The organism is Mucilaginibacter gossypii (assembly GCF_017569325.2).
GTDB classification, from domain to species: Bacteria; Bacteroidota; Bacteroidia; order Sphingobacteriales; family Sphingobacteriaceae; genus Mucilaginibacter; species Mucilaginibacter gossypii.
The window spans coordinates 5,062,524-5,078,470 of the sequence record NZ_CP071878.2 but is presented as its reverse complement, the minus strand read 5'-3'; the positions used below and the strand labels follow the sequence as shown (position 1 = coordinate 5,078,470).

Annotated in this window: 11 protein-coding genes; 3 read left to right on the top strand and 8 right to left on the bottom strand. The window is 43.8% G+C overall.

Translation table 11 applies throughout. The features are described 5' to 3' along the window. Positions 1-23: 23 nt before the first annotated feature. Genes J3L18_RS21180 through J3L18_RS21165 form a run of 4 tightly spaced genes read right to left on the bottom strand, consistent with a single transcriptional unit; the run spans position 24 to position 2,680 of the window. Positions 24-320 carry a hypothetical protein gene (locus tag J3L18_RS21180; protein WP_129567763.1) on the bottom strand — a complete coding sequence of 99 codons (297 nt, stop codon included), beginning with the start codon at positions 318-320 and terminating at the stop codon, positions 24-26. Next, a complete protein-coding gene (locus J3L18_RS21175; protein ID WP_129567762.1) occupies positions 317-847 on the bottom strand; it encodes a HEPN domain-containing protein in 531 nt (176 codons plus the stop codon). The genes J3L18_RS21180 and J3L18_RS21175 overlap by 4 nt, the downstream gene beginning before the upstream one ends. A gap of 47 nt (positions 848-894) precedes the next feature. After that, entirely contained in the window at positions 895-1,218 is a 324-nt protein-coding gene (locus J3L18_RS21170) for a hypothetical protein (RefSeq protein ID WP_129567761.1), read from the bottom strand. A gap of 7 nt (positions 1,219-1,225) precedes the next feature. Beyond that, entirely contained in the window at positions 1,226-2,680 is a 1,455-nt protein-coding gene (locus J3L18_RS21165) for a hypothetical protein (RefSeq protein WP_129567760.1), read from the bottom strand. A 514-nt stretch (positions 2,681-3,194) separates the two neighbouring features. Here J3L18_RS21165 and istA point away from each other — a divergent pair. From istA to J3L18_RS21150, 3 genes are all read left to right on the top strand, one after another. Then, the gene (gene istA / locus J3L18_RS21160; RefSeq protein WP_243771447.1) at positions 3,195-4,724 is read left to right on the top strand and encodes an IS21 family transposase; all 1,530 of its coding nucleotides are present in this window, start codon (positions 3,195-3,197) and stop codon (positions 4,722-4,724) included. Positions 4,725-4,744: 20 nt separating this feature from the next. Continuing rightward, positions 4,745-5,491 carry an IS21-like element helper ATPase IstB gene (istB, locus tag J3L18_RS21155; RefSeq protein WP_129571990.1) on the top strand — a complete coding sequence of 249 codons (747 nt, stop codon included), beginning with the start codon at positions 4,745-4,747 and terminating at the stop codon, positions 5,489-5,491. Positions 5,492-5,698: 207 nt separating this feature from the next. Continuing rightward, the gene (locus tag J3L18_RS21150; RefSeq protein WP_129569809.1) at positions 5,699-6,028 is read left to right on the top strand and encodes a hypothetical protein; all 330 of its coding nucleotides are present in this window, start codon (positions 5,699-5,701) and stop codon (positions 6,026-6,028) included. Between the two features lie 266 nt (positions 6,029-6,294). Here the strand turns inward: J3L18_RS21150 and J3L18_RS21145 are convergent, their stop codons facing one another. From J3L18_RS21145 to J3L18_RS21130, 4 genes are read right to left on the bottom strand one after another with little or no spacing between them, the layout of a single operon-like run. Beyond that, complete coding sequence (locus J3L18_RS21145; protein WP_129569810.1) at positions 6,295-6,750, bottom strand: immunity 26/phosphotriesterase HocA family protein; 456 nt, start codon at positions 6,748-6,750, stop codon at positions 6,295-6,297. A gap of 11 nt (positions 6,751-6,761) precedes the next feature. Continuing rightward, complete coding sequence (locus J3L18_RS21140) at positions 6,762-12,041, bottom strand: DUF6443 domain-containing protein (RefSeq protein WP_129569811.1); 5,280 nt, start codon at positions 12,039-12,041, stop codon at positions 6,762-6,764. Between the two features lie 31 nt (positions 12,042-12,072). After that, on the bottom strand, positions 12,073-12,435 hold the full coding sequence (locus tag J3L18_RS21135; RefSeq protein WP_129569812.1) for a hypothetical protein: 363 nt from the start codon (positions 12,433-12,435) through the stop codon (positions 12,073-12,075). A 13-nt stretch (positions 12,436-12,448) separates the two neighbouring features. Continuing rightward, the gene (locus tag J3L18_RS21130) at positions 12,449-15,862 is read right to left on the bottom strand and encodes a hypothetical protein (RefSeq protein ID WP_129569813.1); all 3,414 of its coding nucleotides are present in this window, start codon (positions 15,860-15,862) and stop codon (positions 12,449-12,451) included. Positions 15,863-15,947 lie beyond the last annotated feature (85 nt).

The window sequence follows — 15,947 nt, the reverse complement described above, 5'->3', positions numbered from 1 at the left end:
GTGATCGAACACGGGGTAGTCTGCTATCCCGTGTTTCTTAATTCATAATAAGGTTCTGATAATTTAAAGACGACAATGGCAAATAGTGAATCTTCGATCTTGGAGGTGGTTAACTCCCTGATTGACATTTCACGCCCGCTTTCTCCGAGAAAATCCATGAAATGGTTAAAAGCATAGCGCAAATTGTTTTTGTGATGCTTGCTCAGGTCAGATGCTAGCTTTCTATCCAATGCCTGCTGGAATAGAAGGCCAATTGAATCATTTTTAATTTTTCGTTCATCGGGTAAAAATCTTTCACCGAACGGCAAAACGATAATCACAGCGAAGCAGGCAGGGCCGGGGAATAATCCACGACCTCTGCCGATGCCTCAACTGTGGTCCTAGCAGTACCCGGTGCGGTCTCTTTTTTTGCCAGTTCTAGTATTAGATCAAGAAAGGCTTGCACTTGTGTACATAATAGATCAGCTTCATGGTCAACTACTTGATAGTTATCTTTATATCGGGCATCCGAGTAGCTTGCGGAAAGTACCTTAAACAGATGCTTCTCTTTTGCAAAATGTCGCCGGAACAATGCTGACGGTTCCGGTGAAAAGCAATTGCAGAAATCAATTAACCGGTTGATATTATGGATATCAGAACGGTATCCCGTAAATAACCTGATTAATGCCCGGCAACCTTGCTCAACGGCCTGATGAAGTAAAAAGATTACATTATTGTCAAAGTCGTTTTCCTGGCATATCCAAGCACTTTCCAAAAACCCCAATGCGAAGTTGTAGATCCTTTTGAAAGCTTCACGATCTTTTAAAATGGCATCTTCAGCTTTCGCTTCGTCAAAATCAGGAATCATCGTAAAGCCGTCGGATGTATAAATTAACGAGCCGTTTAAACAGGCATTCAAAAAAAAGTGTCGTATTTGTAAACAAGGTTCATCACTGTTTCAAGGCCGTGTGCGATCACAAATGTACCTGGGAATAATTTACTGATATAATCCTGCATTGCATGCTCTATGCGGGTAACGTCAGTAGTTATTACCAGTAAATAGTAGTTGGTTTCAGAAACAACTTTTGAACGATCAAAAACAGTTGTTTCCTCGCTTGATCTGTTTATTGCAGCAAAACAAATGATCTTTTCGATTTTATATTGATTGGTTAAAGCTTTCGCTATCTCCTGCAATTCTTTATACTGAATATCCGTGAGTTTGATTTGTATAGTATTCATTTTGCAATCATTTACTTTTTTCTAATGCATCATTTGCTTTTATTCCAGACATTAAGGTGCGCACGATCATACGCTGGTTGACCAGTTCATTGAGCAATTCAGGAAGGGTAGCATCGAGTGGCGCATCCGAATAATCTGGTTGACCACTTATAATTAACTCATACAATTCAGGTTCTGCATTAGCCAGATGGTCAAAGCGTCTTTCAATTTCATTAGTAAAAAGTTGGGTTAACCAGGATAATCGATCAATGTCGGGATTTGCTGTCTTGTACCCGGTTTTATAGGATAACAGCGCTTCAAGTAACGCGGTTAAAGAACTGGTTATTAACTTGACAGCCTCACGCAAATTCTCCTTTTCTATTTCATCGTCGATTTTATCATAAAGCATTTTCGACTCTGCTAATTTTTGCTCAAAATACGGTGTGCCTACGTCCTCAGGCTGCTGAAGATTTACCTTTAATTGTTCTTTCAATTTTACACCTTCACCTTTCTGTACGATCATGCCCCTGGCCAAAACATATCTTAAGAAGGCTTTATCATCATCATTTTGCGACCGTAGAATTGACTCGCTTTCGATTACGGTAATAATATGAATGAGCGGCTCGGCAGCTTTTTCAATTGCTTTATTAAGATCCTCGTTTATTGGCGTTCCAGTATCATCTATTAAAATGTAAAGCATGAAGGTGTCAGGATCCTTAAAGCTTTTGATATGGATGACGGCTTTTATGGATGGTACAGCTTTTTGTATGGCATCGGCTACTTCTTTCAATGCCAACTTTTCCGCTACTGTTTGTTCTATACGAATGATGCCCTCTTCTGTTTTTTTCACGATCATTGTCCCACCTGCTTGACGGATGTCAGCTTCATTGACCGGCCCTTTTTTTAAAGTGGGTTTATCACTTTCCCGTTGCCTAATAATCCACGCTGCGGAGTATAGCTTTTTTACCGATTTGTAAACGAGTATAATTTCGTTCATCGACATACTATCCTCAACGGCATGTGTGGAAAGAGCAAAGTGTATCCATTCATTCAGGTAATCTCTGAATTGTTGAGGCTTGATCTCCTTAAAAACGCGTTTCACTGCTATATAAGGATTCATCAATTCCTCCGGTGACAGCTTTTCTGGGAACCAGTGCCATAGCTGTTTTTCTTCATTTAGTTGCTTATCACTGGTTGCAACCGAACGGTCGTCATCCTCGTTATCAAGATATAATAAATGGAGGGCTTCAAGTAGTTTTAGTGTAGCCTCGTAGGTGTCAAATAATTTACCTGGCCCAAATCTTTCATGTTTAAAGCTTTCGTAATTTATCACATAATATCGCCAGGTTTTAAGGCCTTCGAAATGTCCTTTGGGCCAGTCAAGATCAAAAAACTGATTGACCACAGTTAATGGGTACTGTACTTCAGAAAAACGCAGATTTTTGGGGTAGTGTTCCCATGGGGCATATTTACCGCAATACATACTCAATTGCTTTATACCGGTCTTGATTGGCCGACGATACAAATCTCCAAAGGAAAAAAATGCTAACCTATTCTTTGCATTTCTAAAGCATCCTCAATGATCGAATACCTTATTTACAGTATCTATTTCACAGGTCAGGTCGCAACATTTTTTAATGAAAAAGTGGTCAAAAAAGAAAAGGCCCGACTTTCGCCGCGGCCTCTCTGGCTGTCAACCTTATATTATTTTCATCAGAAATCGCGTAGCTAATCTTCAGCGTTCGTTAATATTATGTTTCTCTAATAGCGCAAATGTCATCAACGGAAAATTGCTAAACCATTCTGCGGCTTTCTTGGAGATTCTGATGAATGTGACCACTCCATTCCGGCGCAAGCTGACCACCCATTCCGGGCGAAACTGACCAGTGCATTCCGGGGGAAATTGACCACCCCAAACGCGTAGCAAATGCTGTAGAAGTAACCATCTTTTGAGGGCAAAGACACCTTCGTAAAGCATGGCCAACTTAACAATCAGCATGAGTAAGATCAGAAAGATACTAAAGATGTACAGCCAGCAGCGGCCCCTAATGACCATAGCTGCCCAGGCCGATGCATCAAGAAACACAGTAAAAAAGTACATCGCAGCTTTTAATGACAGCGGCTTTACCTTTGAAGAGGTTAACGCACTGAACGACAAAGAGCTGGAAGATTTGTTCGGCAAGAGCAAAGAACACCCGCCTAACGCACGTATGCAGTCCATGCTGCGCTGCTTTCCCCACGTCGATAAAGAACTCAAACGAACTGGCGTTAACCGGCAGATGCTATGGGAAGCTTACTTTAAAGAGTTTCCTGACGGCTACCAATACAGCCAGTTTTGCTTTTATTATAACCAATGGAAGGCCAGGGTAAATCCGACCATGCACATGGACCACAAGGTCGGTGATAAACTATATGTTGATTTTGCCGGTGAAAAGATGAGCTATACGGACAAGGAAACCGGTGAGATCATGGCTGTAGAGGTTTTTGTAGCTATTCTGGGTGCCAGCCAGTTAACGTATGTAGAGGCCGTTATGAGCCAGCAAAAGGAAGACTTTATAGCGGCCTACGAGAATACCCTGCACTTTATCGGCGGCGTTCCTGCCGCCATTGTACCGGATAACCTGAAGGCTGCAGTAACCAAAAGCAGCCGCTATGAACCTACACTGAATGAAACATTTGAAGACTTTGCAGACCATTATGGCACAACTATTCTACCAGCGCGGGCGTACCGCCCGCGTGACAAGGCGTTGGTAGAAGGTGCCGTTAAGATCATTTATACCAAGATCTATGCACCTTTAAACAAGCATGTTTACCACTCTTTAACAGAACTCAATACAGCGATCTGGCAGGCCCTGGAGGTTCACAACACACAGATGCTCAAGGGCCGCAACTATAGCCGCAGGCTACAGTTTGAAGAGATAGAGCGCCAAACCCTGGCACCACTGCCTGTCCTGCGCTACCAGTTCAAAAAGCAGTTCCAGGCCAGGGTAATTAAGAATGGCCACGTTAGCCTCGGCCCGGACAAGCATTATTACAGCGTCCCTTATCGCTATATCGGCAAGCGGGTCAAACTGTTATACTCCCGCACTACCGTAGAGATCTACTCCAATTATGAGCGTATCGCCTTGCACAAGCGCAATAAAAACCCTTATGGCTATACCACAGACAAAGAGCACATGGCCAGCACCCACCGCTTTAAAAGTGACTGGACACCAGATATGTTCCTGGATTGGGCAGCCTCCATTCACGAGGATGTAAGGCTGTATATCCTCCAAATACTGGAGCGTAAACAACACCCTGAACAGGCTTACAAGTCCTGCCTGGGGGTACTTGGCTTTGCTAAAAAAGCAGGGAATGAACGATTAACAGTGGCCTGTCAGCGGGCATTGAGTTATGGCGTCTATAACTATAAAACGATACAAACCATACTCGAAAACAAGATGGATAACTATGAGGAAAGCTTATTTGCCAATGAGTTGCCAATGCCAGATCACGGTAATATCCGGGGAGAAGACTATTACAAATAACCATTTAAAACAACAATAACATGAATACAAGCACCTTAGACAAACTGCGGAAGATGAAGTTCTTCGGCATGTTCCATGCCTTTAAAAGCAGCATAGAAACCGGTAAAACGAATGATTATACAGCGGACGAACTGTTGGCCCACCTGGTAGAAGCCGAATGGGATGACCGGCAAAACAGGCGTATCGAACGCACGATCCTTTATGCCAAGTTCCGCTATAAAGCGGCTATAGAAGACGTTCATTATCATGCCGACCGAAGCATCGACCGCAACCAGATCATGCGCCTGGCGGACTGTACGTTTATTGACCGCTTCGAGAACCTGCTGATCACTGGCAGCACAGGTATCGGTAAAAGCTACGTGGCTTCTGCTATAGGCCACCAGGCCTGCATATTGGGTTACCGGGTATTATATACCAGTACGCCCAAACTGTTCGCTAAACTGAAGATGGCAAAGGCAGATGGCTCTTATATCAAGGAGATCGCCAAACTCGAACGGCAGCAACTACTGATACTGGATGACTTCGGTATACAGCCTTTTGATGCACAAAGCAGAGCTGCCCTGATGGAGATCATTGAGGACCGGCATGGAAAGACATCGCTGATCATCACCTCACAATTGCCGGTCAGTAAATGGTTTGAAGTAATTGGTGAAAAAACGATTGCTGATGCGATCCTGGACAGGATCGTTCATGATGCACACCGTATCGAACTGAAGGGAGAATCTATGAGAAGAAAACGTAGTGTTGAACCGGAAAACAGCCACTAATGGAATTACCTTTTAAATAACTATTTTTGTACATGCTTTTATAGCATTTGCTGCAACTCAAAAGTCAGCTAACCCGGTGGTCAATTTGGCCCGGAACAGGGTGGTCAACATCTCCATAACATACACATTATTACTCTTTCAATAGGCAAATTATCTTATAATTTGTAGTTTTATACTTGTACAAAAGAAAGAATATAACAACCCATAATGGAGACAATCAAAATACCAAGACCGACTATTTATTGGCAGGAGCAATTAGATGAAGGCAGTGATTTCTTTACCAGTGAAGCTATCGCTGAAAGTGACAAACTTTTAGATGACTATATTTCTGCTTTGCAAACTTCAAAGAACGACACTGCCGTTTGGAAAGCAATTGAAAACGTTGTAAAAGGCTTTAATCAATTGAATTTAAATCACGAGTATTTTATAGAGACAACTGAGAGAGAAGAATTAGCGGAATACATTCAAAAGGCTGCAGAAGCGGCGGGATTATTTTATGACGGAGATGTAACTGAAGAATGGCGTGAAGAATGGTAAATTTGGGACAATTACCTTTGATTTAATGGAGCCTCCGAAAGAACAATCATAAAGTTGTCCAGATAATCATTGATACCCACAGTAGCAAACTTACTAAGATCACACAGCAGATTTAATAAAAACGGGTAATCCGGTGCAGCTGGATTACCCGTTTTTATTAACAAATTATTGATATAGCTGTGTCCTGGCACATTTACGTTAAAAGCCTCTCCAAAGATATTTCAGACTATTTCATTTTTGAATTAGTTTAATCCGTTAGAAGCAAATTACAATTCAACCTGTAATAGCCGAGAGCTAACATTAGGCACGCCATTATAATGATCAGCCAATCGTTGTTCAACATTCTGATATGACCAGGCCGCAAAACGTTCAACCCCGATGCATTCCTCAGGGCTGACTTGTCTGCGATCTCCTCTTAGATCAATGTAGCAAACCTTTGGATTTCCGATTTCCTGGATAAAAAGAGGTACCGGTTCTTTTAAATCTTCAGGAAGCTCTTTGATACCAATTATTTTCCAAATACCCTTTTTTATAGGAATTTCAGAAACAAGGATTTTAAAAAGGACTTTAGCTTGTTCAATCTTATCTAAATCAAGCTCGTCCTTATCCGTTTTATAGTCATAGAAAGCGAATTTGTTATCCATTATTATTCGCCCATAAGTATGGTAAGTATGGTCAATAGGAACCTTGAAAAACGCTCCGACTGCTTCTTTTTGTCTCATTTTATACTTTATTAATAACCTGTGAATTTACTCAATTGTCCAAATTTCGCATTAGCGGCCGCGTGATATATTCGCCCCAATGGATTAACCTTAGAAACACCGCGAATTCTATTGCCAGAAGTTCCTCCATCTGATTGAGCTCTTCCAAAAAAATCGATCAGTTGTTGCTCCCTGCCACGAATGGCGAACCTATTTTTTGAACTTCTGTCTATAACCGCATCTCCAAAACCATTCATATGATGCGTAGCGTCCCGTCTTCTTAAAATTGCATCATCTGTTTCATCCGCCCTCCCGGACGTACGGCCACTATATACTGTTATCGACCCGTCCGCATTCAGCCTCTTCTTTGTATAAGTCAGATATTTACGACCTGATCCATCGTCATCCGTCGCGACCTTCGGATTGGCTTTGTAGTCCTTTTGATCTGCCTCATCATCCATTCTGTTTTGCGTTGCCTCCTTTGGAATATCATCATGGTCTGATGTTTCGAGCGGCAAGAAAACTAATGCTGCTGTGCTTGTTATTTTACTAAGATATGAAAAAAGATTCCAAGCTTTTTTTATGTAAAGCCTCCCTTTACTATTGACATAATATGTTTCACTCAAATCCTGGTCCTGTAAGATTTCCCTTATTATTTTGGCCTTGGAGTTATCCGGTCCAGGATTCGAGGGTGTGGTTGTACGTCTGCCATCCGGATCAATATTTCGTATCGGATTATCGTCAGCATAATCATAAGTACTGAATCTTCGCATTTTCTCAGCTAACGGATCAACACTGATAAACCTACCTATCACCGGATCATAGAACCTTGCGCCATAATCATACAGGCCCGTTTCCTCTTGTAATTCCTTATGATTATAGAGGTATTCATTTTTAGGAGATATAGTTTGCTGCGTTGATTGAATGCCATACCCAAATGCGTAGTAATCATTCTCTTGCAATAATTTCGCTGTTTGCTGTGTGCCATCCGCCGGGTCAGGTGTTAATATTACCCTGGTATTGCCCAGATGGTCTTTTAGATCATATTCATACACATAGGCAGAACCACTTTTCCTTGCCCGGCCTTCTTCGGTTTGAATAAATGCGACCGTCGTAGTGCTGTTGTCATATTGTATCCCATTGTCATACTCTGTGATTGTTGTATTACCACCTGCGGTCAATATTTTCCTGAGCTTGTTGCCCGATGCGCTATAAACATAAGTTATCGTACTGCCGTCGGCTTTAGTGATCGTTTGCGGCAGGTTCAGTGTGTTATAGGTAATGCTGCTGATACTTTTGTTCATATCTTTCAGCTCATTACCATTACCATCGTACGTATATTCATTAGCCTGCTTTACCGGGTCCTGGAAACCGGCTGTCCCTGCATAAGACGATGCATCGTCAACCTGGGTCACCTTATAATTACTATAGGTGTAGGTCAGCGTATCAATCTGCGTTTTGCCGCTGATATTGTCATACCTGCCCAGGCCTGTAATGTTACCCATATTATCATAGGTCACATTTTCACCATACAGGTTGTCCTTGGCAGTGGTACTGCTGGTTGATACGGCAGATCGTAGTCTGTTCAGGTTGTCATACCCATAATCATAAGTTTGTTTTACAGGTGTTATAGTTGTCCCTCCAATAATAATAGGGGCAGATTTCCACACGGCCGTTGCAATATTCCCGTTGTATTGTTTTGTTACAGATGTTGTCGCGTCATAGCTCAACTCCTCTCCGAATTTGTCGTTCGTGTCATTGTTCGTCAGTCCCCCATCACTATTTAAATTAGCATTGTTGATACTGCTCAGCCAGCCCCTCGCATTGTAACGGTAATCTATCGTTTGCAGCCAGTTTGCACCGCTATTAACGGAATGCAGGCGCTTATACCGGAACTGTCCCACTTCATTATAGTCGCTCCTGGCCAGTATAATAGTTGCCTGCGAGGCATTGCTTCCGTCCCTCATCTGGTGACTGGTGCCCAGCTTACGCCCTACATGGTCATAGCTATAGTAATTTGTCTCTGTCAGTGTCAGTACCCCGGTAGTTCCGCCGGTATTCTTCAGATAATGTGACCGTTTTATCTGGGTAGGCAGCTTTAGATAGTTATATGTCGTGGTATCGGCATCGTAGTTATACAGACTTAGCGCCGAACCGCCGCCCACGTAGTGCTGAGTGAATGACTTGATTACCTGTCCTTCGTTGTCATAATACGGAACGTGCCACAGATAGTCGCCAGAAGTATTCAGCACCAGCGTTTTGGACGCAGTCAAAAGACCGTTTGTCTGCTTGCTAAACGTCGGATTGGCAGTCTGGTCGTAAGTGCCCGGAAAGCTGGGTATCCCCGCATAGCTATCGTAATAGTTTAAGCCCAGGGTTGTAGTCCATGTTGTAGGCCACGTATTCGTCGTATAGCCGTTGCCGGTAGCTACCGGCGTTTCCCATTGTGCACTTTGTACATCTGCGAAGCCTTGGATGGTGGCATGATTGTCCATGCCAGCTGTAGAACCATACTGATATAGGCCGATCAACACTGTTCTACCCATAGCATCATACTTTGTGATTGTCCATTCCTGCGGCGACTTCATCCGCTGTACCGAATCTTGCGTGGCAACGGGCAGATCAAGCGTGTTGTAAATGATGTATTCCCAACCTTTGCCTGGTATCTTTTTTTGAACCAACCTGTTCCTGGTATCATAACGGTACTGATAACAAGCATTATCAATTGTTGCCTGGCTCAGGGATGCTGTAGCATCCGGGTTCGCCCCTGGAGGCAATACAAATGACAAGTTGCCCAGGTCGTCGTATACATAATAGGTGGACAACATTTCTGCTGTTTTAACCGGGGCTGCTGTTGTGCCTGTTACCTTTAAGTTATAAGTGCGTTTCAATACCAGATGGCCTTCTTTGTCCTTGTACTCTTCCATAGTATTGAAGCAGCCGTCACCCGGTTTCCAATTCTCATTCCGGGTAATGGTTACCATTAGCTGGTTATTGTCATAGACTGCTGTGTTATTTGTCCGTCCAAGTTTTCGGCTTTGATTGGTATTGATTGCAGCGGTATAAAACGCCACCCGCCTGCTGCCGTTATTGTTGGTGATGGAAGTAGTAAAAGTGCTGTCAGTATTATTAGAGATCACCACTTTTACGGAATGATTGCTGCTACCGGTGCCAGGTGTACTGCTCAATTGCCAGGCAGTTCCTGGTGCTCCCTCTTCAATGACACGATTTTCCGGCGACGCGTCGAATATTGATTGCGTGAAGGGATAAGCAGTGTTAACCACTCCATTCGTTTGCTGGGTTACAGTTGTGGCTGGATTTCCTGAGGGATTGTAGAACTGTGCATCGCCCGCTCCGGTGGCCAGCGCATCTGTTCTATATGTTCCATAAGCTGTCGAAGATGCAGCATATGGCAAGTACTTGAATGCTTCCCTTTCGTATTGATCATATACAAAAGGTTGAACGATATCCCTTGCTGTTGGGGAAGCTTGCCGTCGTACTGTTTGCAACGGCCTGCCTAAGCCGTCCAGATATTGTATAGTTGTTTGTACCGAATCTTTATTTGTTTTTAGCCCGTCAAGCCTTGCGTCTGTGTTAATCCCAGATCTATTCGGTATATAGGTCACAACATAGTTCTGATCCTGGCTTAGACTTGGTGTTGGTGCTGCATTGACCGTGATCACCAACGGCACAGTAGCAGAATTGTTGTTATTATTGGCGGTGACCGTATAGGTCGCTTGTGCCTTCGCTGCTGAGGGAGTACCGCTGATTACGCCGGTTGCGTTGTTCAGCGATAGTCCTGCAGGCAATGCAGGGCTCACTGTATACGGCGTGGCCACGATCTTGCGAATCAGATTTGTCGTAAAGTCTCCTACATATACCAGGCCTCCAGCATCTGCAGCTATTGCAAAAGGCAGATTAAACGTAGAAGCCGTTCCCACATCGTTATTGCTGCCCTGGGCACCTGTGCCCGACAACGTCGTTACAACGCCCGCTGGTGTAATTTTCCTAATCCGGTTATTTGTCTCATCCGCAACATACAGGTTCCCCGCCTTATCAATTGCAAGACCCGTCGGTGCATTAAAACTTGCTGCGCTCCCTGTACCATCTACGAAACCGGCCGTACCACTACCTGCAAGCGTTGTTACGACACCTGCCGGGGTGACTTTCCTGATTTTTGCGCCGACCCGGTCTGTCACATAAATATTCCCTGACGCATCTGTCACTACACTGAAGGGCTGGTTGAATGTAGCGCTTGTACCGGTGCCATCTACCGAACTTGCTGTACCGCTGCCCGCAAGTGTGCTTACCACCCCTGCAGACGTAATCTTGCGAATCTTATTATTAAATGCATCGGCCACATACACGTTGCCTGAACCGTCTACTGCTACACCGCAAGGATAATAAAAAGTCGCTGATGCGGCTGCGCCATCTGCACTGCCCTGTGCCCCATTGCCGGCAAATGTGGTTACTACTCCTGCCGGCGTTATCTTACGGATGGCATTATTATCCTCGTCGGCTACGTATATATTCCCGGAAGCATCTGCTGAAAGACCTACCGGGTGATAGAAACTCGCGGATGTCCCGGTTCCATTGGTAAATCCCTGGGAATAGCTCCCTGCGAATACACTAACCTGTCCTGCGGGTGTTATCTTCCGAATAACATGTGAACCTCCTTCTGCGATATAGACATTGCCTGATGCATCAACAGTAGCGCCAAGCGGCTGGTTGAAGTTATCGGTAATGCCTGCAAATGTAGATGTCTGACCTGCCGCTGGTACAGTACCGCCGCTTAGCGATGGGCTTAGGGTTGTGATCGCCGTGCCTACAGAATAGGTTTGCGGACTTGCATAGCTAATTGACAGCGGGGTAACAATTGTCACATTCAGGGAAAAAGCAATAGCGCCTGTGTTGTTCGAATACCCCTCAGCATCTACATAATAGGTGCCTGGTGCCAGGTTCGAAAGGCTCAGGGAGGACTGTGTGCCGGTACATAACGGACCATTGTCGTCATTAGTAGCGATCTCTGTACCGCCGCTGTTTAGCACATGTAAATAAGTATCAAAGCTGCTGCCACAGAGCGACACAAGTACCGTATTCGTAGCCCCGCTAATTGTAAACGTGTACCATACATCGTTCGATGCCTGGCCATAATTATTTACAAAGCCCGTTGAATTGTTTTTTGTATCCGAATAATTACCTGATGTACTGTAGCTGCCTGCATTAATAGCGGTGCCCATCGTAGTTCCTTGGGCAAGGGTCCGGTTAGTTATACCCGCCAATAACAGCAGCAGGCAAAATATCTTTCTCATTCTGATAAGTTTGAAATGTAACTATATGATGTTATTGGTTTGCCTTCGCGGTTGTGTCCCGTTTCCAGTTACGCTTCCGTTCCGTCGTCGGGATTAGCAGGCTCCGCTGTGCCTCTGGTAACAATTCTTTCAGTTGCCTGTTCTTCTCATTCATCAGCGAGTCAATAGCAGCACGTTTCTGCGGGTCGCTTAATGCCCCATTGCCCAACACCAGCTTTACAGCCTGCTTGTAATTATCCTGGATATCACTGGCCTTCCGCGCTGTCGAAGTATCCGTTTTCAATAAGTTCCTGATAAAACCTATCCGGTTTATTTTAACACTGTCAGCTTGTTGCGCATGGCTCTTCACTATACTTGCCGCCATCATTATGATGACTATTATCATTCTTTTCATTCAGCGATTTCTTTTATTGTGCTTTGTAGTGGTATTCAGCATGTTTAACAATATTTCCGTCTTTGTCCTTGACATTCTTTAAGCGCTGAAGTCCATCATAGTCGTAATAAGTAGTCTGGTTTTTGGCATCTGTAGCGCTGGTCATACCGATCAGCGGCGAATAGGTGTAGGTGCTCATTTGTGAGTCGACCGGATAAATCCGGATGTCATCATAAGCTGATCCTCCTGTGAGCGCATAAGAACTGCCTGTGTAGGGCACGGCGTTTTGGAGCAACCAGGAGCCGTTGCTGAGATACCAATAACTGATCACATAACTCCGGCTGTTAGGACGCGTCCAGTTAACGGTATAACTGCCATTGTAATATTTTGTGCCGGTGTGGCCTGTTCCCGTAATTACATTGGTGATGGTGCTTTCCTCAAAGTTTTCGGCATAAAACTCATTATTTGCTGCATTGGATATTATTGTCACCGGGTATTGCTTATTATATCCCCATTGGTAACTTTGGTAAGGCCCATTTACTTTCTGTTGCTGAAGTATATTACCATAGGCATCATAGCTATTGAAACGGACTCGTGTGATAATGGGATTGGTCTGAACCTGCTGATCTACGGTTTGGGGGAGCAGCAATTTACTGTTACCGAACCAATCATAATAATTAATATTAGCCAGAGCGATCTGATTGCCGTTCTTTAATTGCTGAAACCGTACAATTGGAGAAAGAATATTACGGTCGACCATTTTTTGATAAACATTGCCAGGAGACGCAAGACTATGAGGATAGCTTATCACGTCGGTCAGGTTATCGCTACCGCTATTGAATGTTTCTTTTTTCGTCGGAAAATTGTGTGTAGGATCCTCGTAATAAAAATTCTTCACCATAACCAATTTTCGCCCGGCATCATCCCATGTTGTATCCGATTCACTTTGCAGCAATTTTGCTCCCGTATATACCGGCATCTGAACTGGAGCAAAATACTGTTTAGAAAGTCCAATATTGTACCTGAAGAAAACTGTATCAGCCATGCCCTGGCAACCGCCGACGTCCTGGTATTTGACTTTTATCTTAAGGCCGACTAATGTATCCTGCCGACGAATAGTGTAATTATTTTCCTTCGCACTTATCAAAGTGTAACCACTGCCCGTCGATTTATAGACCGATTCCCGTTTGAGGAAACCATTTAGCCAGCCATTATTTACCAATACAGCGCCGACAATCCCATAGTCCGTAGATGCATATGCCGAATTGTCGTTAACAACTTCGTATTGAAAAAGAGATTTTCCATTACCCGTTTGCCCATTTGCAGCAACATTGTATTTTGTAACAGCTCCGTATACTACCGGGCTACCGCTAAATTGTGTTGCGGGATAGATACTTCTGCTATGATATGTTCTAACGTAATCGCTGCCTCCTACAATACAACCCGTCGGAGATCCCGGATAAGCGGAGGAACAACGATAAAATACATCCTCGTAGTTTAACAGCAAATAAGCTGGATAAGTGATCATGTCTCCAATCCCATTCGAACCGTATTCATAGGAATCTTTGCTAATAAACGTGCCGTTGTTGTCATAGTTAGTGATTGATTTCACCCGCATTCCTGCTCCGATTTTAAATTTAGGAAGCGACGCACTATCAGGCGGTTGCAACCACGAAATAGTTGCATTTACGCGAACCGACTGATTTAACGTATAAGTACTTGCTGTTAACTGATAGGTGTGGCCAGGTGTTAACGTTATCTGATTGGTACCGGTAGATACTTGCTGGCTACCATTGATGTTTGTAACCCTTAATGCTTCCTGTCCCGATGTCTGATCTGTCAATATTGCTCGGGGGTAGTCGGTAACACCTTGCTGGGCGGTGTATGTCGAGATATCAACTGAATACCGAAACGCTGAAGCTGTGCTTGGTATTGTAAATGTTGATGATATGGTTTGATGCACGCCGTCATGGAGATCAACATTCTGGCTTATCAAAACCGGTTGAATCTCAGACGCATTAGTGTTGTATTTGTATTTATGTGGCTCAAATTCGAACACTGATTTCCCCTTTGTCGGATATTCAATCGATCTAATCATCCAAGCTCCCATTGCCGTTGAATCCGGATCCAGGTTTGCCTCGCCAAATGTTATATATGCACCATTATAAAGGATAGTCTGTACTGGCATTAAAGAGGTATTATTGAATTTGCCGTTGTTAAATCCCCACTGATCCTGTGCATACGATTCATTAGGTGCCATATTACTGTTATCATAGGTCATTTTAAACACCTGCGGTTGGTCTGTCGTATTGATCGGCAAAAACTTTACAGAATCTAAACGCAAGCGATAGTTCCGGTAATCGGCAGTTTGTCCAGGGATGGGATTGCTGAAAAAATTTGACTGGTGGAGCTTGACTTTCTTTACAAGGGTATAAGCATTATTAAGCTTGGCATACACTTTCACGCTGTCAAGCCGGAGTTCCTGTTGCCGGTCTGTCCGGTCTGAAGCATTGACAAACACAACTTTTCCACCACGCCAGTTAATTTCCGATGGAGTAAGTTCTATAGAATGGGACGTTGTTGTAACCATCGAATGTTCGCCGGTAACATCGACGTTGCTACCAGGCGCTGAGCAGGCGGTACCAGATGTATAACTATAATTCCACGTCCTTTCCAGTGTGCCACTATGAGAAGTGTATTTTATGTACACCGTATCTGCCGTACTTGGATCTATGATTTTTGACAACCTCCAGGAACTGGTGTAACTGCTCGACGAACCGCTTATAGCCTGCGTAAGCTCTTGCTGATCAAAAATGAAAACCATACCGCTTTCATCCGTAATTTTAAAATCAGCCCCAACTTTTTCAATCCGATTACTGGTTACAGGAGTTTGCATAAATGTGCCGTTTTGCCTGTATATAAATTTGCCTCCACTACCGATAGTCGAATAAGAGAATATATCCGGCTCCGTTTCCCTTTGATTCATCATTATGTCCCTGTAGAAACTGGCATATGCCATATCGGTAGTGGGACCGTAGGCTTGTCCCCACCAATAATTGTACAACTGGTTGACAGGAGGGGCACTTAGATATCCTCCGGTACCTTCATCAGGCAAACCTACCATGTTCCTCGATACTGCCCCAATGCCATTAAGCGCCCAACCTAACCCTACACCGGACGCAATTTCGTCCACCCGGATACCTGCTGAGTTATAATCAAGAGACAACGGTAGGTCTATCTTACCTGCGTGAATTTCATACAACGGTATTGTAATGCTTGGGACCCCTGTTGGATAGCTTACCGGTATATTACCGAATTTACCAAGGCTCGCCACATCAGGGGAAACAGTAGCAACATTGATTAGATTTTGAAATTCACGAGCGGATGATTGCGCTGAACAAATAGTATACAAAAACAGCGACGACAACGTCAATAGGATGCGTTTCATTATGAAGTGATAAGGTTGTATTAAATAGCTTATATTTTTAACTATACAAAGTATAATGATGCTAATATACAGTGATTAACAAAAC